Below are 21,300 nucleotides of genomic sequence, written 5' to 3' on the forward strand. Positions count from 1 at the left end.
AAAGCCTGTCCTCAGCATAGTACCGGGAAGGAGGGAGTGACCATCTCATTAAATAAAGCACGCTAAGCCGGTTGCAGCGGTCGTAGCGGCCTGAACTTGCCCGCGCCGATCTTGGCGCTGCTGCGCCAGAGGTAATCGCCGGTGAGGTTGATGTGCTCCCAACCGAGCGGCGACAGGTACTGCAACAGCGCGTCATCAACGGCATGGCCGTTGCCACGCAGCGCGTGCGCAGCCCGTTCCAGATAGACCGTGTTCCACAACACGACGGCAGCCGTTACCAGATTGAGGCCGCTAGCCCGGTAGCGCTGCTGCTCGAAACTGCGGTCGCGGATTTCACCCAGGCGGTTGAAAAACACTGCCCTGGCCAGCGCATTGCGCGCCTCGCCCTTGTTCAGGCCGGCATGCACGCGGCGGCGCAGTTCCACGCTTTGCAGCCAGTCCAGGATGAACAGCGTGCGCTCGATGCGGCCCAGCTCGCGGAGCGCCACGGCCAGGCCGTTCTGGCGTGGGTAGCTGCCGAGCTTTCGGAGCATCAGGGAGGCCGTCACCGTGCCCTGCTTGATCGAGGTGGCCAGCCGCAGGATTTCGTCCCAATGGGCGCGGACGTGCTTGATGTTGAGCGTGCCGCCGATCATGGGTTTCAGCGCGTCATAGGCGGCGTCGCCCTTCGGGATGTAGAGCTTGGTGTCGCCCAGGTCGCGGATGCGCGGCGCGAAGCGGAAGCCCAGGAGGTGCATCAGGGCGAAGACGTGATCGGTGAAGCCCGCCGTGTCGGTGTAATGCTCCTCGATCCGCAAGTCGGACTCGTGGTACAGCAGGCCGTCGAGCACGTAGGTCGAATCGCGCACGCCGACGTTCACGACCTTGGTGTGAAATGGCGCGTACTGGTCAGAAATGTGGGTGTAGAACGTCCGCCCTGGGCTGCTCCCGTATTTCGGGTTGATGTGGCCGGTGCTCTCGGCCTTGCTGCCGGTGCGGAAGTTCTGGCCGTCCGACGATGAGGTGGTGCCGTCGCCCCAGTGCTCGGCGAAGGGATGGCGGAACTGTGCGTTGACCAGATCGGCCAGCGCCGCCCCGTAGGTTTCGTCGCGGATGTGCCAGGCTTGCAGCCAAGCCAGCTTGGCGTAGGTCGTGCCGGGGCAAGACTCCGCCATCTTGGTCAGGCCCAGGTTGATCGCGTCGGCGAGGATCGTGGTCAGCAACAGGTTCTTGTCTTTGGCCGGGTCGCCCGATTTCAGATGCGCGAAATGCCGAGTGAAGCCGTCCATTCGTCCACCTCCAGCAGCAGTTCGGTGATCTTGACGTGCGGCAGGATCATTGCCGTCTGGTCGATCAGCGCTTGGGCGGTGTCGGGTACCGCCGCGTCGAGCGGCGTGATCTTCAAGCCTGACTCGGTGATGATGGCGTCCGGCAGCTCGTTGGCCGTCGCCATACGGTTGACGGTGGCAAGCTGTGTTTCCAGCAGCGTCAGCCGGTCGTTCAGGTACCGGTTGCAGTCGGTGGCCACGGCCAGCGGCAATTCGCTGGCCTGCTTGAGGCTGGCGAATTTCGCGGGCGGCACCAGGTAGTCCTCGAAGTCCTTGAACTGGCGCGACCCCTGCACCCAGATGTCGCCGGAACGCAACGCGTTCTTCATCTCCGACAGCGCGCACAGTTCGTAGTAGCGCCGGTCGATGCCGGTGTCGGTCATGACCAGCTTCTGCCAGCGCGGCTTGATGAACTCGGTCGGCGCGTCGGCGGGCACCTTGCTGGCGTTGTCGCTGTTCATGCCGCGCAGCACCTCGATGGCGTCGAGCACGTCCTTCGCGGCGGGAGCGGCCCGCAGCTTGAGCACGGCAAGGAATTCCGGCGCGTAGCGGCGCAGCGTGGCGTAGCTTTCGCCGATGCGGTGCAGGAAATCGAAGTCCTCGGGCTGCGCAAGCTTCTGCGCTTCGGTGACGCTCTCGGCGAAGGCATCCCAGGACATGACGGCCTCGATGGCGGCGAACGGATCGCGGCCCGCCTGCTTGGCCTCGATCAGCGCCTGGCCGATGCGGCCGAACAGCCGCACCTTGGCGTTGATCGCCTTGCCGGACGCCTGGAATTGCTGCTGATGCTTGTTCTTGGCGGCGTTGAACAGCTTGCCCAGGATGCGGTCGTGCAGGTCGATGATTTCGTCGGTGACGGTGGCCATGCCCTCGATGGCAAGCGCCACCAGGGTGGCATAGCGTCGCTGCGCCTCGAACTTGGCCAGGTCGGCGGGCGTCATCTGGCCACCCTCACGGGCGATCTTGAGCAGGCGGTTCTGGTGCACCGACCGCTCGATGCCAGAAGGCAGGTCGAGCGCCTGCCACGCTTTGAGGCGTTCGATGTGTTCCAGCATGTGCCGCGAATTCGGTTTGACGGGCGATTGGCGCAGCCAGGCCAGCCAGGTCGTTTTGCCGTTGTCCCGACGCTTGAGCAGATCGTCGAGGCGGCGGCGATGCGCGTCCGACAGCGGTTCGGCCAAGGCATCGTAGATGCGCCGGTTGGCGCGGGTGATTGCTTCGGCGCTCGCCCGCTCGACGGCGTTGAGGGCAGGCAGAATGACCGACTGCTGCCGCAGGTGCTCGATCAAGGTGCTGGCCAGCACGATGCCCTTGTCGGTCTGCAAGGCCATCTCGGTCAGCAACTGGACGGCCTGCCGGTAGTGGCCCATGGTAAAGGGCTGGAAGCCGAACACCGTTTGCAGTTCGACCAGGTGCTCGCGCCGGGTCTGCTCCCGCTGCCCGTATTCGTCCCAGCTTTCGACGCTGACCTTGAGCTGGTCGGCGACCAGTTTCAACAAGGGCGGAAACGGCGGCTCATCGACGCCCAGGATGACACCAGGAAAGCGCAGGTAACAGAGCTGCACGGCGAAGCCCAGCCGGTTGGCCGGGCCGCGCCGCTGCCGGATGATGGAGAGGTCGGTTTCGCTGAACGTGTAGTGACGGATCAACTCATCCTTGGTGTCCGGCAACGCCAGCAGGCTTTCGCGCTCGGCGGCGGACAGGATTGAACGACGTGGCATATTTACTGATCCGTTCTCAAGTATTGATACAGGGTTTCGCGACTGATTCCGAATTCACGAGCCAGCTTGGTCTTTTGCTCGCCAGCCTCGACACGTTGGCGCAGTTCGGCAATACGCTCAGACGACAGGGATTTCTTCCTGCCACGGTAGGCCCCGCGCTGCTTGGCGAGCGCGATGCCCTCGCGCTGCCGCTCGCGGATCAAGGCGCGTTCGAACTCGGCGAACGCGCCCATTACCGACAGCATCAGGTTCGCCATCGGCGAGTCCTCGCCGGTGAAGGTCAAATGCTCCTTAAGGAACTCGATGCGTACGCCGCGCTGGGTGAGGCCCTGCACCAGGCGGCGCAGGTCGTCGAGGTTGCGCGCCAGACGATCCATGCTGTGCACCACGACCGTGTCGCCTTCGCGCACGAAGGCGAGCAGCCGTTCCAGTTCGGGCCGCCGTGTGTCCTTGCCCGACGCCTTGTCGGTGAACACTTTATCCACCTGGATCTGTTCGAGCTGCCGTTCTGGGTTCTGGTCGAAGCTGCTGACGCGGACGTAACCGATGCGCTGACCGTGCAAGGTATCCTCCTGAGGGAAATGTGTCAGGAAGAAATCTATGACCCTTGACGGCGTATGTCAATCAATTCGGAAGGCAACTCTATTCTGACGATTTAGCGCCGGATGGTCTGACGCCAAGTTAGGGTATGCCTCAATCTGACGGCTGCGAACCGCCAGGGACAGGCGCAATGTCAGATTCTGTCGCGGCCTTGGCGCGTGCCTGGAAGCGTTCATAGCAATCCAGCCCGCAGAAATGTTCGACGTATTCCGCGCCTTCCGGGGTGAAGGCGGCATCGAGCGGAATTTCTTTGCAGCATACGCAGCAGGTGGTGCAACTGGCAGTGTTCGGGGCGTTTGCGTTCATGGTGGTACTCCTCCAGATTGGTAGCGAAGCTCAAAGCTGCCCACTCTCGGCTGGCTGGGAAGCGGTCATGATCTTCCCTTGAAGGCCCGCAGCAGCCGCGTCACAGACAGGACAAACAAGCCGGTCAGCGTGAGGGCTGCAATACCCCAGTGCTCCCCGATGAACGCGCCGGCCGTCGTGCCGGCTAGCACAATGGCGAGAATCGGCAAATGGCAGGGACAGGTGAGCACGGCCAGCGCGCCCCACAAGTAGCCGGTGATCGGTTTGTGCGTCTCAGACGGCAAGTGCTCTGGGCTGTTCATGGCAGACTCTCCGCGTGCTGTGCCGGTTCGGTTGGCATGGCGGCCAGTTGCATTTCGAGGCTGGCCAGGGCCTCGCGCCGACGCTCGACGAGTTGCCGCAACACGGCAAGCTGCGCAGACGCACCGTCACCGTCCGCAGCATCCAGCGCCCGGCACAGCCGCGCCAGTGCGTCCAGGCCGATACCCGCTTCGAAGGCAGCCCGTACAAAGCGCAGCCGTTGCAACGCGGTGTCATCGAACAAGCCGTAGCCGCCCGTGGTGTACGCGACCGGCCGTAGCAATCCGCGCAGCAGGTAGTCGCGCACGATATGCACGCTCACCCCGGCATCAAGGGCCAGCCGGGACACTGTGTAGGCGCTCATTGAACACCTCCTTTTCCTCATCCGGCGCAGCACGAAAGCTGCTTCACGTCCTTGCTGAAGGTCTGCGCCGCGAGCTTCAGCCCTTCGACCATGGTCAGGTAGGGGAACAATTGGTCGGCCAGTTCCTGCACGGTCATACGGTTGCGAATGGCGAGCACCGCCGTCTGGATCAGTTCACCCGCTTCCGGGGCCACCGCTTGCACGCCGATGAGCCGTCCGCTACCTTCCTCGATGACCAGCTTGATGAAGCCGCGTGTGTCGAAGTTGGCAAGCGCACGCGGCACGTTGTCCAAGGTCAAGGTGCGACTGTCGGTCTCGATCCCGTCGTGATGTGCTTCCGCCTCGCTGTAGCCCACGGTGGCGACCTGCGGGTCGGTGAACACCACGGCCGGCATTGCGGTCAGGTCCAGGGCCGCATCGCCGCCAGTCATGTTGATCGCAGCACGGGTGCCGGCCGCTGCCGCCACATAGACGAACTGAGGCTGGTCGGTGCAGTCGCCAGCCGCATAAATGTGTGGCGTACTGGTGCGCATGCCCTTGTCGATGACGATGGCCCCCTGCGCATTGGCAGCGACTCCCGCCGCTTCCAATGCCAGGCTGCGCGTGTTCGGTGCCCTGCCAGTGGCGACCAGCAGCTGGTCGGCGCGTATTTCACCGTACCCGGTGGTCAGCACGAATTCGCCGTCCACATGCGCGACCTGGCTGGCTTGCGTGTATTCCAATACCTTGATCCCTTCGGCACGGAACGCGGCTGTAACGGCCTCGCCGATGGCCGGGTCTTCGCGGAAGAACAGCGTGCTGCGTGCCAGGATCGTCACTTTGCTGCCCAGCCGGGCAAAGGCTTGCGCCAGTTCCAGCGCCACCACAGACGAGCCGATCACGGCCAGGCGCTCGGGAATGGTGTCGCTGACCAGGGCCTCGGTGGAAGTCCAGTAGGGTGACTCTTTCAGGCCCGGAATCGGCGGCACGGCCGGGCTGGCACCCGTGGCGACCAGGCAGCGGTCGAACGCCACCACACGCTCGCCGCCATCGTTTAAACGGACGGCAAGGCTCTGGTCGTCCTTGAAACGCGCTTCACCATGCAGCACGGTGATGGCCGGGTTGCTGTCCAGGATGCCTTCGTACTTGGCGTGGCGCAGCTCATCGACGCGCGCCTGCTGCTGGGCCAGTAGTTTGCTGCGATCAATCGCAGGCACAGTCGCCGCGATGCCACTGTCGAATGGGCTTTCACGGCGCAAATGGGCGATATGGGCAGCGCGGATCATGATCTTGGACGGCACGCAGCCGACATTGACGCAAGTACCGCCGATGGTGCCGCGCTCGATCAGCGTGACGTTCGCACCTTGCTCGACGGCCTTCAGCGCCGCCGCCATCGCGGCTCCGCCGCTGCCAATAACGGCGACGTGCAGTCCGTCCCCATCACCACCAGCCTTGTCGCCACCGCCCAGCCATCCCAGCGCCTTGCCAAGCAGTCTGCCCCGCGCTGAAGTGGATGGGGCATCGGCGGGTGTGGCCTTGTAGCCGAGGCCGGCCACAGCGGCGGTCAGCGCCTCTGGCGAGGTGCCGGGATCGGTGGCGAGTTGCGCGGAGCCTTTCGGGTAGGACACGAGCGCCGACAGCACGCCCGGCACTTTCTCCAGGGCGTCCTTGACATGTGTCGCGCACGAGTCGCAGGTCATTCCGGTGATATTCAAATACATTGCATCGTTCCTTTTCGTTTCGGCAACTGCCAATGCAGTTAGCCGTGTTTGGGTGGTAGTTCGCAGCGGCGGTTGGCCGGTGAGAGCAGATCCCAGATCGACACCCCGATCATCAAGGCCAGACCGACATAGAGGAGGTTCGCCGTCCACCAATTGCCAAAAAACAAGAGCATGGCCGCCAGCACGATGGCTGGGCCGACCATCCCGAGCAGGCTGCGGTACCATTGCCGATGACTCAGCCAGCCCAGTGCATTCGCCAGCAAAGCCACGACTGCGAACAGCGGCAGCAGCTTGGAGATAAACAACCCTTCGTATTCCTGTAGAAAGCCAAGGCCGATGGCCGCGCCCAGGCTGGCGATAGCCGGGAAACAGGCAGCGCATCCCATCGCGGAAACAACGCTGCCAAGCGCGCCAGCCTTGTCGGCAATGCGTGTAATCAGTCCCATGATCGCCCCAGGTTCGGGTTCAGTGGCTCACTGCTTGACGCTGGACGGATAGCCCGCGTCTCCGGTTGCCTTGGTCAGCTTCTGCACGCTGGTCTTGGCATCATCGAACGTGACAACCGCTTCGCGTGTCTCGAAGGTCACGTCAATTTTGCTGACGCCTTCGACCTTGGAAATCGCCTTCTTGACGGTGATCGGGCAGGTGGAGCAGGTCATGCCCGGTACGGACAGCGTGACGGTCTGGGTGGCGGCCCACACGGGGGCAACAACGGCAGCGAGGGCGAGGGCGGCAAACAGTTTTTTCATGATGAACTCCTGTGATTAATAGAAAAATGGCATGACGTAGGGAAATCCGAGCGCGACCAGGACCAGCGCGGCCACGATCCAGAAAATGAGCTTGTAAGTAGCTCGCACTTGGGGAATCGCGCAGACCTCACCCGGTTTGCAGGCTTGCGCCGGGCGGTAGATGCGCCGCCAGGCGAAAAACAGCGCGACCAGCGCTGCGCCGATGAAGATCGGGCGATAGGGTTCCAGCACCGTCAGGTTGCCGATCCATGCCCCGCTGAACCCCAAGGCGATCAAAACCAGCGGCCCCAGGCAGCAGGCCGACGCAAGAATGGCGGCCAGCCCACCGGCGAAGAGCGCGCCGCGCCCGTTTTGTGGTTCAGACATACGCTTGTCCTTTCAAATTTGGTTTGGATAGCTTAAGCTTACTTCCGTAGTTATGTACGGAGTCAAGCGATATGCAAATTAATTTTGAGAATCTGACCATTGGCGTTTTTGCCAAGGCGGCCGGGGTCAATGTGGAGACCATCCGGTTCTACCAGCGCAAGGGCCTGCTGCCGGAGCCAGACAAGCCCTATGGCAGCATTCGCCGCTATGGCGAGGCGGATGTAACACGAGTGCGGTTCGTGAAATCGGCCCAGCGGCTGGGCTTTAGCCTGGACGAAATCGCCGAGCTACTGCGGCTGGAGGATGGCACCCATTGCGAGGAAGCCAGCGGCCTGGCCGAGCACAAGCTCAAGGATGTGCGCGAGAAGATGGCCGACTTGGCACGCATGGAGGCCGTGCTGTCTGAACTGGTGTGCGCCTGCCACGCGCGGAAAGGGAACGTTTCCTGCCCGCTGATTGCGTCACTGCAAGACGGAACGAAGCTCGCTGCATCGGCGCGGGGGAGTCACGGGGTGACTACGCCTTAGCGTGCTTTATTTTCCGAATTCTGAGACGACCCCAGGTAGCAGAGCTGCACCGCGAAGCCCAGCCGATTGGCCGGGCCGCGCCGCTGCCGGATGATGGAGAGGTCGCTTTCGCTGAACGTGTAGTGACGGATCAACTCATCCTTGGTGTCCGGCAACGCCAGCAGGCTTTCGCGCTCGGCGGCGGAGAGGATCGAACGGCGGGGCATGCGGTTTCCTTCTTCTTGAAAACGTAGGTTTGTGACAAGCCCGCCAAGGCAACCGGCGCGGCACGGGAATCAAGGCATTGCGATTCTCGAAAATAGTTCTTGAAATTCTATTCTTGATTGCATATCATCTCAACGAGTTTCGATAAGAAAGGATGCGCATGCGACCGTCTGTTGTGCTTGACATGAAGCGAAGCGCAGTGCGTGAAGCGGTAGGCCGCTTTCGCGCCGCGAACCCGCGCGTCTTCGGCTCGGTGCTGCATGGCACCGACCGGGATGGCAGCGACCTCGACCTGTTGGTCGATGCGCTGCCCGGTGCCACGTTGTTGGACTTGGGCGATTTGGAAGAAGAACTGAAATCGCTGCTCGGCGTTGACGTCGATCTGCTGACTCCCGGCGACCTGCCGCCGAAGTTCCGGGCCAAGGTGCTCGCGGAGGCGCAACCGATATGAGCGAGAACCGCCTGCCCGATTACCTCGACCACATTCAGCAGGCCGCAACCGATGCGCGCAGCTTCGTGGAAGGGATGGCCAAGGACGACTTCTTGGCCGACAAGCGCACCCAGCAGGCCGTCATCATGAGCCTGATCGTCATCGGCGAGGCGGCCACAAAGGTGATGGATGGCTACGTCGAGTTCACCCAGGCGCATGCCGACGTGCCGTGGCGCAGCATGCGCAATATGCGTAATCGCATGGCTCACGGCTATTTCGACATCAACCTCGATGTGGTGTGGGAGACGGTACTGGAATGGCTGCCGGCGTTGCTCCAGCAATTGCCCGCCGTGCGTCAGGATGCCGACGATGAAGACCGTAACGACAACTGTGAAAGAGGGATCTCCGATGACTGTTGAATCGAGAATATTTTCTGTAGCCGAGTATGTTCAGCCGTCCGAAGGCGAGCCTATTCGTTCCGTTGTGCTTGAAACCCGAGACTCAATTATCGTGGTTTGGCATGTCCATCCCGGGCAGGAAATTGCGGCTCACATTCATCCTCACGGCCAAGACACGTGGACTGTTTTGTCGGGAATGGCTGATTACTTTCAGGGCAATGGGATTGTTCGTGCCCTCAGGGAAGGTGAGATAGCCGTGGCAAGACCGGGCCAAGTGCACGGGGCGCGAAATACAGGTACCGAGCCATTTGTGTTAGTCTCGGTTGTGGCATCAGCCAATGCCGGTTTCGTATTGGCTGAGCGATAGAGCCCAATCTCTGGAGTTGGTCCAATGAGCGGTCGGGGAGATAGGTAACAGACATGCAGCGGACACGGCTGCTAAACCAGGTCGCAAACCTCCTTGCGTCGCAGCGTGCCGCAAGCGACGCGATCAATCGAATGGGGTCGGCATGAGACTGAACACCATCCAGTTCCCGACCGCGTAGCCGCCTGTCCTGCCGATCAGGTCTTGACCATCGACGCCTGGGATCAGTCCTGAATGTTCTTGGAGACCACTACGTTATGAGCCGCAGCCGCCGCAAAACACCCATCGTCGGGCACACGACCTGCGGCAGCGAGCGCGAGGACAAGAAGCTCTGGCATCAGCGCTGGCGCACCCGTGAGCGCACGGCGCTGACCAGCGCGTCGCCCGAAGCCCTGAGCGCCCATCTGCCCCTGCTGGAAAACCAGGCCAGCAGCGTCTGGTCGATGGGCAAGGATGGCCGCTCCTACTGGCCCGTCAAGCGCCAGGCCGCCACGGCGGATCGCATCGCCAATCACAAGGGACGCAACCCGCAAGAACGCGCCTCCCTGAAAAAGCGCCTGCTTACACTGTGATTCCTTCAAAATATCTCAACGAAATTTCCCGACACCTGTTTAAGCTATCTTGCTGATATTTCTGTTTTTCGATTTTTGCCGGCGCGATGCCGGCGACGTTGGCCAGCTGCCCCGGGCGCGATACTGAGATCAGTTTCTTTGAACAAAAAAACCGCCTTTTGGCGGTCAGTATTCAGTAGCTGGAACGGTAGTCTCTCCCCCGATTCCAGCGGTCTTGCCAGTGTTCGAGGAATGATTCAGCGAGCTTAGGCATGTTCCAGATCACCACCGCATTCTCCGAGTTTTTCGTTTCGGCCGCTTTGGTGAAATTAAAGCTGCCAGTTTCAACGGTCACATTATCCACGATGATCACCTTGTCATGCTGGATAGGGAAATCACTGTCAGTACGCAAAGGGATGCCGCTGTTCGCTATGTAGTTCATGGCCGCAATGCTGGCGCGCCCCGTATTGCCCCTTTCATCAATTACGATTTTCACATCAACTCCCCGTTTTTTGGCTGCTACCAGTGCTTTCATAATATCCGGGGCGGTAAAAGAATAAGCCATCATCCGTATCGAGGTTTTTGCGGAGTCAATGGCGCTCAGGACGAGAACGCGGGCGCTTCCTTCAGGCGAGTAGCCAACCTGAACGGATGGTTCCACCGCAAAGGCGGGCAGGGCGGCTGTCGTAAATGCTGCGGCCAGAAGCCAGGTTGCTAAGTTTTTCATTACAGGCTCCCGTTCACACACTGCATTTTATATTCAGGGTCAAAATAAATTTCTTTGATTTTCCGCTTTTCCATATGCACCACAACGTCAATGGTGGAGTAGAGCATTCGCATAATATCGCTCATATCGAGCATACGGCCGATAGGGGTCGCCTTGATAAGCAGCCCAATACGGTTAAAGGCATCGCGCGCAGAGTTAGCGTGCGTTGACATAACACCGCCTGGATGGCCGGTATTAAGTGCTTTAAGATAATCCCACGCAGCATCATCCCTAAGCTCAGTCATGATGATACGGCCCGGTGTCAGACGCATACAGGCTCGCAGGGCATCAGTGGCGCTGACGCGGCCGATCTTTCCTGCATCGCCGTACATCATATAAACGGCTTCTACAACGTGATCGACCGTGACTTCGTGAACGTCCTCTAAAATAATTACACGCTCGTCTTTATGTAGCGATTTTAACAGCGCGCGCGTGAGTACCGTTTTCCCCGACCCGGTTTCACCGCAGATCACGATAGTGCGTTTCTTCTCAACGGCGGTTTGCAGGAATGCGGGCCATTTTTCGCTGCTGTGCAGCTCTTTAAGGAAAAAATCATCATCCGTTAGGCTTTGCTTGCTGCCGGTAATCTTCCGGCAGTCACTGAAAATCCCCTCGCGGGTCAGCTGCTCCAGATTTTTATCGGCCGCCAAATCCTTACGAAACGCTACGGCCGTTGTACCGTCAATCACCGCAGGGGGCAGACAGATAACGCCCCTGATCCCGCCAGGCAGGATCACGTCATTAATGGCCTGCATGGTCAGCTTGTTGCTGCTCACCAACGATTTAGCAAGGTTCCTAATAAAATCTGCCGTAATTGCCGCGTTCTGCACAACCCTGCGGCCGCTGAACGTATCACAGATAACTTCCTGAAAGCAGTTAATGCGAATTTCAAAAACAGTAGGATCTTCTAAATACTCGCGCAGTGGGCCAAGTTGATAGAAAGCTGCATCAGTCATGATTACTCCTGAAGAAAAGCGGGCGCTAAGCGCCCACTTTTTTAGTTGTCTGCGAGCGTATAAACGCCGCTGAAATCGAGGTCGCGGGCAACAAAAATGCTCACCGCATCACCCTGCTGATCGTAGAGGGTAGGGGGGATAGACATGTAAGAGCGGAGTGCTTCAGACGCCAGCTGCTCACCGCTGTTTTCTGTACTGTTGTACTGAATGTTATTACTCTGCGTCTGGTTAACCAGCGCCGTTAAGGTGTCAGAGAACAACGAAATCATGATCGCACCACGCAGACGCTCCCACATATGGGTATCCACCTGGCCCGGAATCCCCGCGCTGCCGAGTGAGTTCGTTCCGGCACTGTCAATATTAACGATTGTTCCGTCCTGGTCATTGCGGATACGCTCCCAGAGAACAAACACGCGCGCCTGGCCGTCTTTGATACCACCGGTAATCTGCCCGTCAACCCATGAGCCTTTATCAATCAGCCTAACGAGTCCATCAGCTGAGTAAACGTCCTGTGAAACCCGGCAGGAAACCTGACCCGGAACAGTGGTATCCAGCTCGGTGCCGGTACCACAGGGGATCATTTTGCCTTTCGGAACAGTCAGGCTGGGATTAGCCATGACTCCAGCGCGGCTAGCCTTCAGCCTTGCAGGAGTCAGGTTTTTAGCGAGTGCTGAACTACCTTCGCTTGTTTCGTTGTCCTGGGGCTGCACTCCGGGACTATTGCTTGTAGCCGCCTGATTAGTCTGGGCCAGCTCGCCGCCCAGACGACGCTGCATAGCCAGTTCTTCAGGCGAAGGTTCTTTACGCTTATTAGAGGTACGCGCGCCGGTATTGCTGCTGCCCGCATCTGCATCTGCCTGTGCGGCAGCCTGCACAGCACGGGCATCAGTGGCGCTATTCTGCGCAGTTGCAGGTTTATTAACATCAGGATCGCTGTTAAAGCTGTAGTTTGGCAGTGTATTGGCCTGTTGCGCTTTACCACCGTCTTTATCAGCTTCAGCTTTAGCCGGGGCGCGAATTTTACCCATGACCGTAATCCCGATGAATACCAAAGCAAGCAGCGCCATCAGTATGACAAAGGCTTTCATACCAGGAGCCGAACGGCGGTTACTGCCATTAAATCCGCCACGCTCGCTTTCAAATTCACCGTCTCCGGTGTTTTCATCGAGTTCCTGATCTACATCGACACTTTTACGGGCCATCAGTTATCCTCCCCAATTTGAACCCTGCGCACATCCGGGGAAGCCGTACCGGTTGCTACCGCACCGGCGCCCGGCGCGAAATTATTATTACGAACGCCAACGACTTTATCGCCCAGACGAATACGCCACTCTTTAGCGACGGTTTCCACCTCGATGATGTTGCGGTTCTCACCCACAACATGAGAGTTAGGCAGCGTTTCTTTGCCACTGGCCGAGATCATGTAGACCTGCGGTAACTCCGCATTGGCCGGAAACTCAAACCGGGTAAAGCGGTAGTTATCCCAGACGTGAACCGGCTGGATGCTGCGCATTTCAGGCTGTTCGCTCATTACGTACTGATAGTTCTTCGCCCCCGCAAAAGCCGTCTGCTTCAGCTTCTGCGTAATGCGTTTTTTATCAGCCGCGCTTTTGGCTTTTTCCTGCTGCTCAAACGGATATTCATAGGTCAGCTGAAGAACGGCCTGGCGCACAGCCCACGGCGTTTCAATAAAGGATTTTGATACCGTACCGTCTGCATTTTTCTTCGTTTCTTCACCGATGAAATGGAGGACGATGTTATAGGTGCGCTTATCGGTGACGATCACCAGGTTGGTATCACTCATGGCCTGTTTCGGCTTCACAAAAAAATGGTTCATTTTGTGCGCAAACGTCCAGCTTTCAGAATCGCCAAAAGCATGAGTGATATAGGTTTCGTCAGGCGCGACAACAATGTGGGTAGCCACACCGGCGATAGCGTCAATTTTGACCACATTAACAGGGTTATAAACAACGCTTTTAATGCGATAGTCATAAGGAGAATTGCGGCCAACCTCAAGCGCCATAACGTTAGTGGCCGCGCCTCCCAGGACTGACAAAACGACTGCTGAAAGAAGTAGTTTTTTCATGGGGCAGCCCTCAGTTAACTTCCGGGTTGACGCGATAACTCGTCACGCGGAAACCCAGCGGGTTGACATAACGCTGCTCAGCATTCATCGCCAGCGATTTATATTCATACCCCATAATGGCAATCCAGCGCTGCGGCTGATCATCAACGGGATTGCTGCGCACGCGGCGAACCGTAGTAAAGCGTATCGTTGCTACGCCGTGCGGTTTATCGAGGATCACAGAGTTAATCTTCACGCGGGTCGTTTCACTGTCGCCCAGAACCTTATCAAGACCGTTGCGGCCCTTGAACTTGCTCTGGTAAGACTCTGCCACGTTCGGCGTGGACATTAAGCCAACGGCCGTATAGTCGACCTGAACTGAATAGAAGTCATAGCTCTCACGGTGAATGACATATTGTGTCAGCCAGAACTTATCAATTTCGTCACCATAAGAGGTCTGGTCGCGGGTCAGCTTGACCTGCTGTACTTCGTGAGTGGCCTCGTTGAGCGTTAGCAGATGTGCGGGGATTGGCTGGCTGTACTTATGCACCACGTAACCAACTAAAGAGAGTGCAAAAACAGTTACCACCGCTGAACCGGTGGCAACCATCCAGGCGGTACGCCGGGACTTCAGCACTTCATCCATCAGATCAACTTCAAGCCCTTTACGGCTTTCGTTGAACTCTTTAATGGCTTCACGTGTAAGCCCTGTTTTTTTATTAGCTTTCATTTGCACCACCTTGCGTATCAACCGGGATTGTTTTGTTTACTGGAACGGTGTTGCTCCAGTCCGGCTCCGGTGGCGGTTTATGCCCGCTGGAACAGGCGCTAATGGGGTTTGAAGGCCAATGGAACGAAAACGTACGTTAAGAATGTAATTTATTGATATTCATAAAAATAAAAAAAGGATCGCTGATTGATCCTTTTGTTTTGCTATTTGAATTTCGATAAACATTAACCACGAGAATGCAGTAGCTCGGCTATCTCATGAGCAATTTCATCGATTGTATGAGTTGCAGTACTACGAGCAACTTTGTCTGCTAATGATGGACTAAAATCGACAACTTCTTGTTTTGTAATATTATGCCATATGGGAAGCAATATTTGCTCACCAGAAATAGCACGAGTGACGATTCCATCAAGTTCATAATTTGTCCAACCTTTGCTTATAAACGCCGGAGACAAAACTACTAACCCAACACGACTGTTTGCTAAACCTTTGTCTATTTTTTGTCTCAGGCTGTCACCAATTCTTAACGTCATTTCGTCATACCATACATTAAGGCCGTGACTGATTAATGAGTTTGCCAGAGAGCGAACAAAATCATCTTTATCCTCTGAGGCATGCGAAATAAATACGTCATGTATCTCGTTGCTCTGTGCTGTTGACGGTGGTCTGTTATCTCTTACCAGACTAGGAACTTCGCTTAACGGCCTATCCTGAATTTCAGGAAGAACCCCTGGAAGAACGCGAACAGAAGCCCTGGTACTCCCCCTTAATCCCTGCATATCTACAGCAATATGCCAATGGCCTGATGAAGGGATCTGTAACCTTATGGGGGAGCGCTTTGCTAACCCACCAATGTAGGAATGTCGTCGGCCATTCTTATAACTACTGAAGTTAGAACTATCCATTAGTCTAACATTTGCACCACTGGTAAGGGTGATTTCAACAATCTCCCCTCTTTTTCTTTGACCAAGATCATTATGGATGAATTGCATGTAAGTCTGCTCTCTTCATTTGAATTGGAAGAATGTAGCCACTTCCTGATTATACTGTATCCAGTGGTTGAGAGTATCTCTTAGTGTGAAAAAATAAATTATAAGACTTTTACTCGGTATGGATGAAGATGTAAAATCCGTAAACCAGAGAATAAATGAGGAAAAAGCGTGACCAAGCACAAAGTTTTCATCAGTTACCACCATGCTAATGACCAATGGTACAAAAACGAACTTGAAAAAATGAATGATGTTTTTGATATTTTTGTGAATCGCTCGGTATCACTTGGTGACATTGATGAAGAAGAAGAACCTCAAAAGATCAGAGAAATAATAAGGGATGAATATTTACGTGATACATCCGCTCTTATTTTACTCGTTGGGACTGAGACTAAAAATAGAAAGCATGTTGATTGGGAATTATATTCATCCATGAGGGATAGTCCCAGAAACGGCAAATCAGGTATTTTTATTATAAATCTTCCTTCAACAGGGACAAACAACATTAGAGCCAGTCATGGTGAAAATGAAAAAAATGAATTTCATCCTAATATAACCGAGTGGATAACAATCAACGACAGAACAACATATAAAGAAATATATCCATATATGCCTGAAAGAGTTATCGATAACTTGATGAGTGAAAAGTCATATATATCAATAGTCAACTGGGATCAGATACACAATAACCCAGAAAACCTTAGAAAAATGATTGAGTTAACATATCAAGATAAAGATAAGTGCGAATACGTTTTTTCTACCCCAATGAGAATGCGTAATGGCTAGCAGAAACAGTAAAGGGGAGTATGATACTCCCCTTTACTTGTTACCAATCCCATTTGGTGGTGTTCACGTTAAATGTTTGTTGAACCCGTGATGTGAAAAAATCATTTACTACTTTAAAATCGTTACATATTTTACTGTAGTTATAGTATTGCTTTTGTATTTTATTTATAGGCGTCAGGTGAACTTTTAATGGTGTATTAGTTATAACATCAATAACTTCATCCTTATCTGATATATATTTATACCATCTTTTATAATTATTTTGATTTTTAGTTAAAAATTTATTTAACACCATTAACATATCATTGCTAATATTATATAACTCATTGTCTTTTTTTGGATTCAATAGTTTCATTTCATCTCTAATAAATTGATATGTCTGATAATATGATGAGATAACTTCATCGAATGCGTCCACATTTTTCTTCAACTTAAAGATAGCTCTTTTTGAATCCAGATGATTTTTTATACTTTTGCGATATAACGTACCACTTTCATTGAACAGAACATTAACGCCGCCTAAACTTAATTTCTCTACTTTAAATGAGTATTTTTTTAAAAGATATAACGCTACAATTAGCCATATAAAAATAGATATTAGTAGTATATATATAATACCAGTTACTAAAGGTTTGTTTTTATTAAATACGGTGTAAATTGAAGGTACATATAATGAAAGATCCACTGTACACATTACAGCAATTACCGCAATGAAAGCTATCGTCCAAATTATAACAAATGTTCTCACAATTCCACCTTGTCAGTTGTAAGATAATCAATCATTGATTGGTGAACGTTCTGAATTGATAATTTTATATACGGTTGAACGCGCAATACCCATATGCTTAGCTATTTCAGTTGCTCCAGTTCCTTTATCATGCATAAATTTTATTTTATTCCTGTCTATTTTCCGTTTTCTGCCAAATTTAATTCCTTTAGACTTGGCCTCAATTCTTCCTTCATTTGTTCGTTCAAAGATGCGAGTACGTTCTGCTTGTGCCACTGCTGATAGAATTGTGACGATCATCTTCCCCATTTCTCCATCGGTACTGATCCCATCATCAATGAATCGGACTGCCACACCCAAGGCATCGAATTCTTTTATTAGTTGAATCATATCGGCAGTGTCACGACCAAGACGGTCTAGCTTCTTCACCAGAATGACATCTCCATCTTCCACCTTCATGCGCAACAGCTCAAGTCCTTCCCTGGCAGCTGAACTTCCCGATGCCTTGTCCGTAAAAATACGGTTGGCTTTTACCCCCGCGTTCTTAAGTGCTCTAATTTGAATATCTAGGGACTGCTGACTGGTTGAGACCCGTGCGTAACCAAAAAGTCGCATAAAAATGTACCTTAAATCGAATATCAGACACCTTGTGTCTATTATGGCAAAAATACGATTTAATAGACAGTCCATGCCTGCCGTTTTATGCTGTCTTATAAATTATAACATTTCGGACGGTTGCGAAATTGTTAATATATAACCGTCAGGCAGGAAGGCCTATATGCCCGTCGATTTTCTGACCACTGAGCAGGAACTGAATTATGGTCGCTATGTTGCAGAACCCAATGACGTGCAGCTGGCGCGCTATTTTCATCTTGATGAGCGAGATCTTGCCTTCATTAACCAGCGACGGGGAAGGCATAACCGGCTGGGAATTGCGCTTCAGCTCACCACCGCCCGTTTTCTGGGCACCTTTCTGACAGATTTAACCCGGGTTCTGCCGGGTGTTCAGCAATTTGTCGCGGTGCAGCTTAATATCCGCCGTCCGGAAGTCCTTTCCCGCTACGCAGAACGGGATACCACCCTCAGAGAGCATACTGCGCTGATTAAGGAATATTACGGTTACCATGAATTTGGCGATTTCCCCTGGTCTTTCCGCCTGAAGCGCCTGCTATACACCCGTGCATGGCTCAGTAATGAGCGACCCGGCCTGATGTTTGATTTTGCCACCGCCTGGTTGCTTCAGAATAAGGTCCTGCTGCCCGGAGCAACCACACTTGTACGTCTCGTCAGTGAAATACGTGAACGGGCAAATCAGCAACTTTGGAAGAAACTGGCCGCGTTGCCGGACAGCTGGCAGACCGCCCGCGTGACTGAGCTGCTGGACATTCCTGAGGGGCAGCGAATTTCACCGCTGGAGCAACTGAAAAAGGGACCTGTCACCGTCAGCGGTCCGGCATTTACCGAAGCGCTGGAGCGGTATATCCGGCTGCGAAACCTGGAGTTTTCCCGACTGAGTTTTACCGGTCTGCCCGCTATACAACTACGTAATCTGGCCCGTTACGCAGGCATGGCGTCGGTAAAATATATCGCGCGAATGCCACAGCAGAGAAAGCTGGCCGTACTCACCGCATTCGTTAAAGCACAGGAGACTGCGGCGCTGGATGAAGCCGTTGATGTGCTCGATATGCTTATACTGGATATCACTCGTGCGGCGAAGAAAACGGGGCAGAAAAAACGGCTCAGGACGCTGAAAGATCTTGACCGTGCTGCGCTACTGCTGGCGCAGGCATGTTCATTGTTGCTAGCTGAGCAGGCTGACGATGCTGAACTGAGGGAGACCATATTCAGCAGCATACCGAAAAGTAGGCTGGCAGAATCCGTCAGCAAGGTAAATGAGCTGGCCCGGCCTCAGAACAACAATTTCCATGACGAAATGGTGGAACAGTACGGGCGGGTAAAGCGTTTTCTTCCGGCGGTATTGCGCGACCTGCATTTCCAGGCAGCGCCAGCCGGAGAACATACGCTGTCCGCCATTCATTATCTGACCGAACTGAACGGCTCGAAAAAGCGCATCCTGGACGATGCGCCTGAACATATTATTACCGGCCCCTGGAAACGCCTGGTATACGATGCGGAGGGCCGGATACAGCGTGCCGGTTACTCGCTTTGTCTGCTGGAGCGCCTTCAGGATGCACTACGCCGACGGGACATCTGGCTCGAAAACAGCGATCGCTGGGGAAATCCCCGCGAGAAGCTGTTGCAGGGGGAAGAATGGCAGGTTCAGCGGGTCCCCATCTGTCGGGCGCTGGGACATCCCACTGATGGACATAAAGGCGTGCAACAGCTGGCGGTCCAACTGGATAAAACCTGGAAAGCCGTCGCATCTCGCTTTGAAGGAAATGCGGAGGTTAATATCTGCCATGACGGTAAATATCCTTCCCTGACTATCAGCAGCCTGGAGAAACTGGAGGAGCCACCATCGTTGCATCGTCTCAACAGTCGGGTAAGGCAGCTACTCCCGCCGGTAGATTTGACGGAACTGTTGCTTGAGATAGATGCCAGAACGGGCTTTACACGTGAGTTTACGCATGTCAGTGAATCCGGGGCCCGGGCGCAGGATCTGCACATCAGCCTGTGCGCGGTCCTGATGGCTGAGGCTTGCAATATCGGGCTGGAACCGCTGATAAAGCACAATATACCGGCGCTGACGCGCCACCGGCTCAGTTGGGTGAAACAGAATTACCTCCGGGCAGAAACGCTGGTCAGCGCCAATGTCCGCCTGGTTGATTTTCAGTCCACACTGGAGCTTGCTGGCCGCTGGGGTGGCGGCGAAGTGGCTTCAGCTGACGGCATGCGCTTTGTCACGCCGGTGAAAACCGTCAATTCAGGACCTAACAGAAAATATTTTGGTTCCGGACGTGGCATCACCTGGTACAACTTCGTCTCTGATCAGTATTCTGGATTCCACGGCATCGTTGTTCCCGGCACATTACGTGATTCCATTTTTGTGCTGGAAGGCCTTCTGGAGCAGCAGACAGGGCTGAATCCGGTTGAGATCATGACAGACACAGCCGGTACCAGCGACATTATTTTTGGCCTCTTCTGGCTGCTGGGATACCAGTTTTCTCCTCGGCTTGCCGATGCCGGTGAAGCAGTATTCTGGCGGGTGGATAAATCGGCAAATTACGGTGCACTAGACGAACTGGCTCGTGGTTGTGCCGATCTGTCGAAAGCCGAGTATCAGTGGGATGAGATGATGCGAGCCGCCGGTTCGCTGAAACTGGGTACCATTCATGCTTCAGAACTCATTCGCTCTTTGCTGAAAAGCTCGCGCCCATCAGGGTTGGCACAGGCGATCATGGAAGTGGGGCGCGTCAACAAGACGCTGTACCTTCTAAATTATATTGATGATGAAGATTATCGTCGGCGGATCCTGACGCAGCTAAACCGGGGAGAAGGCCGCCATGCTGTGGCGAGGGCGATCTGCTACGGGCAGCGCGGTGAGATCAGAAAGCGCTATCGTGAAGGTCAGGAAGATCAACTGGGTGCACTGGGCCTCGTCACTAACGCAGTGGTACTGTGGAACACACTTTATATGCAGGAAGCCCTGAGCTGGATGCGCAGGAATGGAGAAGAAACCGGGGGTGAAGATATCGTCCGGTTATCCCCACTGATGCACGGGCATATCAATATGCTGGGGCATTATACGTTCACGCTACCGGAGGATATTTTGAAGGGGGAACTGAGAGAATTAAATTTTAATTTAAACAATGAATTACCTTCTTAGCGTACGTTTTCGTTCCATTGGCCCTCAAACCCCGATACTGACTCAGCTTAACCGGGGAGAAGGCCGTCACGCCGTGGCAAGGGCGATCTGTTACGGCCAACGTGGTGAGATTAGAAAACGTTACCGTGAGGGGCAGGAGGATCAACTGGGTGCGCTGGGGCTTGTCACTAACGCAGTTGTATTGTGGAACACGCTTTATATGCAGGAAGCGCTATCACATTTGCGCAGCGCTGGTGAGATCCCGGAAGACGAGCATATCTCACGCCTGTCGCCACTGATGTACGGTCATATCAACATGCTGGGACATTATACGTTCACGCTGCCGGAAAATATTCTGAAGGGAGAGTTGAGGCCATTAAATTTCAATTCAAACAATGAATTATTGCCTTAACGTGGTTTTTTACACGATTGAACCTCGAACCCCTAAGCGGCCCTCCGGCCCGCTAACGCGGAGATACGCCCCGACTGCGGCTGTCGCCTTGCCGGGACCACTCCGATCGCGTACAGCAGCTCCTGAAGCGTTGTTAGTGGATATGGCTCATCAGGGCGGTGATGGAGATTGGCAGAATCTATCATACCGTTGCCGGCAGAGCCGGGCTTCGGCGCC

The 21,300-nt window shown here is 54.7% G+C and carries 23 protein-coding genes and 3 pseudogenes; 8 read left to right on the top strand and 18 right to left on the bottom strand.

The annotated features are described in order from the left end of the window. Positions 1–62: 62 nt before the first annotated feature. From ABLV30_RS25815 to ABLV30_RS25855, 9 genes and pseudogenes are all read right to left on the bottom strand, one after another. Positions 63–3,028, bottom strand: a pseudogene (locus ABLV30_RS25815) (Tn3 family transposase). 2 nt (positions 3,029–3,030) lie between these two features. Next, positions 3,031–3,591 (bottom strand): recombinase family protein, encoded by a 561-nt coding sequence (locus ABLV30_RS25820; RefSeq protein ID WP_003124096.1) that lies wholly within the window; start codon positions 3,589–3,591, stop codon positions 3,031–3,033. A gap of 130 nt (positions 3,592–3,721) precedes the next feature. After that, positions 3,722–3,934, bottom strand: a complete 213-nt coding sequence (locus ABLV30_RS25825; protein WP_000993245.1) for a DUF3330 domain-containing protein — start codon at positions 3,932–3,934, stop codon at positions 3,722–3,724. A 65-nt stretch (positions 3,935–3,999) separates the two neighbouring features. Next, positions 4,000–4,236, bottom strand: coding sequence for a broad-spectrum mercury transporter MerE (gene merE / locus ABLV30_RS25830; protein WP_001087807.1), 237 nt, complete (start codon positions 4,234–4,236; stop codon positions 4,000–4,002). Continuing rightward, positions 4,233–4,598, bottom strand: coding sequence for a mercury resistance co-regulator MerD (gene merD / locus ABLV30_RS25835; RefSeq protein WP_001277466.1), 366 nt, complete (start codon positions 4,596–4,598; stop codon positions 4,233–4,235). The genes merE and merD overlap by 4 nt, the downstream gene beginning before the upstream one ends. Before the next feature lie 17 nt (positions 4,599–4,615). Further along, the gene (gene merA, locus ABLV30_RS25840) at positions 4,616–6,298 is read right to left on the bottom strand and encodes a mercury(II) reductase (protein WP_000281123.1); all 1,683 of its coding nucleotides are present in this window, start codon (positions 6,296–6,298) and stop codon (positions 4,616–4,618) included. A 38-nt stretch (positions 6,299–6,336) separates the two neighbouring features. After that, a complete protein-coding gene (gene merC / locus ABLV30_RS25845) occupies positions 6,337–6,744 on the bottom strand; it encodes an organomercurial transporter MerC (RefSeq protein ID WP_000522993.1) in 408 nt (135 codons plus the stop codon). A 27-nt stretch (positions 6,745–6,771) separates the two neighbouring features. Next, positions 6,772–7,047 (bottom strand): mercury resistance system periplasmic binding protein MerP, encoded by a 276-nt coding sequence (merP, locus tag ABLV30_RS25850; protein WP_000732276.1) that lies wholly within the window; start codon positions 7,045–7,047, stop codon positions 6,772–6,774. Positions 7,048–7,062: 15 nt separating this feature from the next. Continuing rightward, on the bottom strand, positions 7,063–7,413 hold the full coding sequence (locus ABLV30_RS25855) for a mercuric transport protein MerT (RefSeq protein ID WP_001294660.1): 351 nt from the start codon (positions 7,411–7,413) through the stop codon (positions 7,063–7,065). Positions 7,414–7,484: 71 nt separating this feature from the next. Here ABLV30_RS25855 and merR point away from each other — a divergent pair, with 71 nt between their 5' ends. Then, positions 7,485–7,940, top strand: a complete 456-nt coding sequence (gene merR, locus ABLV30_RS25860; RefSeq protein WP_001166628.1) for an Hg(II)-responsive transcriptional regulator — start codon at positions 7,485–7,487, stop codon at positions 7,938–7,940. Between the two features lie 32 nt (positions 7,941–7,972). Here merR and ABLV30_RS25865 read toward each other — a convergent pair. Beyond that, positions 7,973–8,146 (bottom strand): annotated as a pseudogene (locus ABLV30_RS25865) (DUF4158 domain-containing protein); the annotation flags it as partial. 158 nt (positions 8,147–8,304) lie between these two features. Here ABLV30_RS25865 and ABLV30_RS25870 point away from each other — a divergent pair. The 4 genes from ABLV30_RS25870 to ABLV30_RS25885 all read left to right on the top strand — a co-directional run bounded on the left by ABLV30_RS25870 (position 8,305) and on the right by ABLV30_RS25885 (position 9,908). Further along, complete coding sequence (locus ABLV30_RS25870) at positions 8,305–8,595, top strand: nucleotidyltransferase (RefSeq protein ID WP_001247892.1); 291 nt, start codon at positions 8,305–8,307, stop codon at positions 8,593–8,595. Then, positions 8,592–8,993 (top strand): DUF86 domain-containing protein, encoded by a 402-nt coding sequence (locus tag ABLV30_RS25875; protein ID WP_080528075.1) that lies wholly within the window; start codon positions 8,592–8,594, stop codon positions 8,991–8,993. Before ABLV30_RS25870 ends, ABLV30_RS25875 begins: the two co-directional genes overlap by 4 nt. Beyond that, positions 8,983–9,339 (top strand): cupin domain-containing protein, encoded by a 357-nt coding sequence (locus tag ABLV30_RS25880; RefSeq protein ID WP_000215515.1) that lies wholly within the window; start codon positions 8,983–8,985, stop codon positions 9,337–9,339. Before ABLV30_RS25875 ends, ABLV30_RS25880 begins: the two co-directional genes overlap by 11 nt. Positions 9,340–9,593: 254 nt before the next feature. After that, positions 9,594–9,908: a hypothetical protein gene (locus ABLV30_RS25885; RefSeq protein WP_000091613.1), complete on the top strand. Its 315-nt coding sequence runs from the start codon at positions 9,594–9,596 to the stop codon at positions 9,906–9,908. Between the two features lie 172 nt (positions 9,909–10,080). Here the strand turns inward: ABLV30_RS25885 and ABLV30_RS25890 are convergent, their stop codons facing one another. The 6 genes from ABLV30_RS25890 to ABLV30_RS25915 form a co-directional block, all read right to left on the bottom strand. Next, positions 10,081–10,614 carry a phospholipase D family protein gene (locus ABLV30_RS25890; protein ID WP_000792636.1) on the bottom strand — a complete coding sequence of 178 codons (534 nt, stop codon included), beginning with the start codon at positions 10,612–10,614 and terminating at the stop codon, positions 10,081–10,083. After that, positions 10,614–11,609, bottom strand: a complete 996-nt coding sequence (locus tag ABLV30_RS25895; RefSeq protein WP_012561144.1) for an ATPase, T2SS/T4P/T4SS family — start codon at positions 11,607–11,609, stop codon at positions 10,614–10,616. Before ABLV30_RS25895 ends, ABLV30_RS25890 begins: the two co-directional genes overlap by 1 nt. A 41-nt stretch (positions 11,610–11,650) precedes the next feature. Next, positions 11,651–12,811, bottom strand: coding sequence for a type IV secretion system protein VirB10 (gene virB10 / locus ABLV30_RS25900; RefSeq protein ID WP_012561145.1), 1,161 nt, complete (start codon positions 12,809–12,811; stop codon positions 11,651–11,653). Continuing rightward, complete coding sequence (locus tag ABLV30_RS25905) at positions 12,811–13,695, bottom strand: TrbG/VirB9 family P-type conjugative transfer protein (protein WP_000735066.1); 885 nt, start codon at positions 13,693–13,695, stop codon at positions 12,811–12,813. Before ABLV30_RS25905 ends, virB10 begins: the two co-directional genes overlap by 1 nt. A gap of 10 nt (positions 13,696–13,705) precedes the next feature. Next, on the bottom strand, positions 13,706–14,404 hold the full coding sequence (locus ABLV30_RS25910) for a type IV secretion system protein (protein ID WP_000646594.1): 699 nt from the start codon (positions 14,402–14,404) through the stop codon (positions 13,706–13,708). 224 nt (positions 14,405–14,628) lie between these two features. Then, complete coding sequence (locus tag ABLV30_RS25915; RefSeq protein WP_001159650.1) at positions 14,629–15,396, bottom strand: DUF1883 domain-containing protein; 768 nt, start codon at positions 15,394–15,396, stop codon at positions 14,629–14,631. Between the two features lie 168 nt (positions 15,397–15,564). Between ABLV30_RS25915 and ABLV30_RS25920 the strand changes: the two genes are divergently transcribed. After that, positions 15,565–16,179 (top strand): TIR domain-containing protein, encoded by a 615-nt coding sequence (locus tag ABLV30_RS25920; RefSeq protein WP_000160641.1) that lies wholly within the window; start codon positions 15,565–15,567, stop codon positions 16,177–16,179. A 40-nt stretch (positions 16,180–16,219) separates the two neighbouring features. Here the strand turns inward: ABLV30_RS25920 and ABLV30_RS25925 are convergent, their stop codons facing one another. Both ABLV30_RS25925 and ABLV30_RS25930 read right to left on the bottom strand, forming a co-directional pair. Then, positions 16,220–16,927: a hypothetical protein gene (locus ABLV30_RS25925; protein WP_001258875.1), complete on the bottom strand. Its 708-nt coding sequence runs from the start codon at positions 16,925–16,927 to the stop codon at positions 16,220–16,222. A gap of 27 nt (positions 16,928–16,954) precedes the next feature. Further along, a complete protein-coding gene (locus tag ABLV30_RS25930) occupies positions 16,955–17,521 on the bottom strand; it encodes a recombinase family protein (protein WP_004098835.1) in 567 nt (188 codons plus the stop codon). Between the two features lie 163 nt (positions 17,522–17,684). On the opposite strand from ABLV30_RS25930, the gene ABLV30_RS25935 reads away from it, so the two are divergent. Both ABLV30_RS25935 and ABLV30_RS25940 read left to right on the top strand, forming a co-directional pair. Then, on the top strand, positions 17,685–20,693 hold the full coding sequence (locus tag ABLV30_RS25935; RefSeq protein ID WP_004098837.1) for a Tn3 family transposase: 3,009 nt from the start codon (positions 17,685–17,687) through the stop codon (positions 20,691–20,693). Between the two features lie 34 nt (positions 20,694–20,727). Next, positions 20,728–21,084 (top strand): annotated as a pseudogene (locus ABLV30_RS25940) (Tn3 family transposase); the annotation flags it as partial. Positions 21,085–21,300 lie beyond the last annotated feature (216 nt).

It is taken from the genome of Klebsiella sp. CN_Kp113 (genome assembly GCF_040064585.1).
Classification (GTDB): Bacteria; Pseudomonadota; Gammaproteobacteria; order Enterobacterales; family Enterobacteriaceae; genus Klebsiella; species Klebsiella michiganensis.

What these genes read in the sequence shown, in the direction of transcription:
- ABLV30_RS25825 (WP_000993245.1), bottom strand. Translation starts at nt 3,934, where the DNA reads ATGAACGCAAACGCCCCGAACACTGCCAGTTGCACCACCTGCTGCGTA.
- merE (WP_001087807.1), bottom strand. Translation starts at nt 4,236, where the DNA reads ATGAACAGCCCAGAGCACTTGCCGTCTGAGACGCACAAACCGATCACC.
- merD (WP_001277466.1), bottom strand. Translation starts at nt 4,598, where the DNA reads ATGAGCGCCTACACAGTGTCCCGGCTGGCCCTTGATGCCGGGGTGAGC.
- merA (WP_000281123.1), bottom strand. Translation starts at nt 6,298, where the DNA reads ATGTATTTGAATATCACCGGAATGACCTGCGACTCGTGCGCGACACAT.
- merC (WP_000522993.1), bottom strand. Translation starts at nt 6,744, where the DNA reads ATGGGACTGATTACACGCATTGCCGACAAGGCTGGCGCGCTTGGCAGC.
- merP (WP_000732276.1), bottom strand. Translation starts at nt 7,047, where the DNA reads ATGAAAAAACTGTTTGCCGCCCTCGCCCTCGCTGCCGTTGTTGCCCCC.
- ABLV30_RS25855 (WP_001294660.1), bottom strand. Translation starts at nt 7,413, where the DNA reads ATGTCTGAACCACAAAACGGGCGCGGCGCGCTCTTCGCCGGTGGGCTG.
- merR (WP_001166628.1), top strand. Translation starts at nt 7,485, where the DNA reads ATGCAAATTAATTTTGAGAATCTGACCATTGGCGTTTTTGCCAAGGCG.
- ABLV30_RS25870 (WP_001247892.1), top strand. Translation starts at nt 8,305, where the DNA reads ATGCGACCGTCTGTTGTGCTTGACATGAAGCGAAGCGCAGTGCGTGAA.
- ABLV30_RS25875 (WP_080528075.1), top strand. Translation starts at nt 8,592, where the DNA reads ATGAGCGAGAACCGCCTGCCCGATTACCTCGACCACATTCAGCAGGCC.
- ABLV30_RS25880 (WP_000215515.1), top strand. Translation starts at nt 8,983, where the DNA reads ATGACTGTTGAATCGAGAATATTTTCTGTAGCCGAGTATGTTCAGCCG.
- ABLV30_RS25885 (WP_000091613.1), top strand. Translation starts at nt 9,594, where the DNA reads ATGAGCCGCAGCCGCCGCAAAACACCCATCGTCGGGCACACGACCTGC.
- ABLV30_RS25890 (WP_000792636.1), bottom strand. Translation starts at nt 10,614, where the DNA reads ATGAAAAACTTAGCAACCTGGCTTCTGGCCGCAGCATTTACGACAGCC.
- ABLV30_RS25895 (WP_012561144.1), bottom strand. Translation starts at nt 11,609, where the DNA reads ATGACTGATGCAGCTTTCTATCAACTTGGCCCACTGCGCGAGTATTTA.
- virB10 (WP_012561145.1), bottom strand. Translation starts at nt 12,811, where the DNA reads ATGGCCCGTAAAAGTGTCGATGTAGATCAGGAACTCGATGAAAACACC.
- ABLV30_RS25905 (WP_000735066.1), bottom strand. Translation starts at nt 13,695, where the DNA reads ATGAAAAAACTACTTCTTTCAGCAGTCGTTTTGTCAGTCCTGGGAGGC.
- ABLV30_RS25910 (WP_000646594.1), bottom strand. Translation starts at nt 14,404, where the DNA reads ATGAAAGCTAATAAAAAAACAGGGCTTACACGTGAAGCCATTAAAGAG.
- ABLV30_RS25915 (WP_001159650.1), bottom strand. Translation starts at nt 15,396, where the DNA reads ATGCAATTCATCCATAATGATCTTGGTCAAAGAAAAAGAGGGGAGATT.
- ABLV30_RS25930 (WP_004098835.1), bottom strand. Translation starts at nt 17,521, where the DNA reads ATGCGACTTTTTGGTTACGCACGGGTCTCAACCAGTCAGCAGTCCCTA.
- ABLV30_RS25935 (WP_004098837.1), top strand. Translation starts at nt 17,685, where the DNA reads ATGCCCGTCGATTTTCTGACCACTGAGCAGGAACTGAATTATGGTCGC.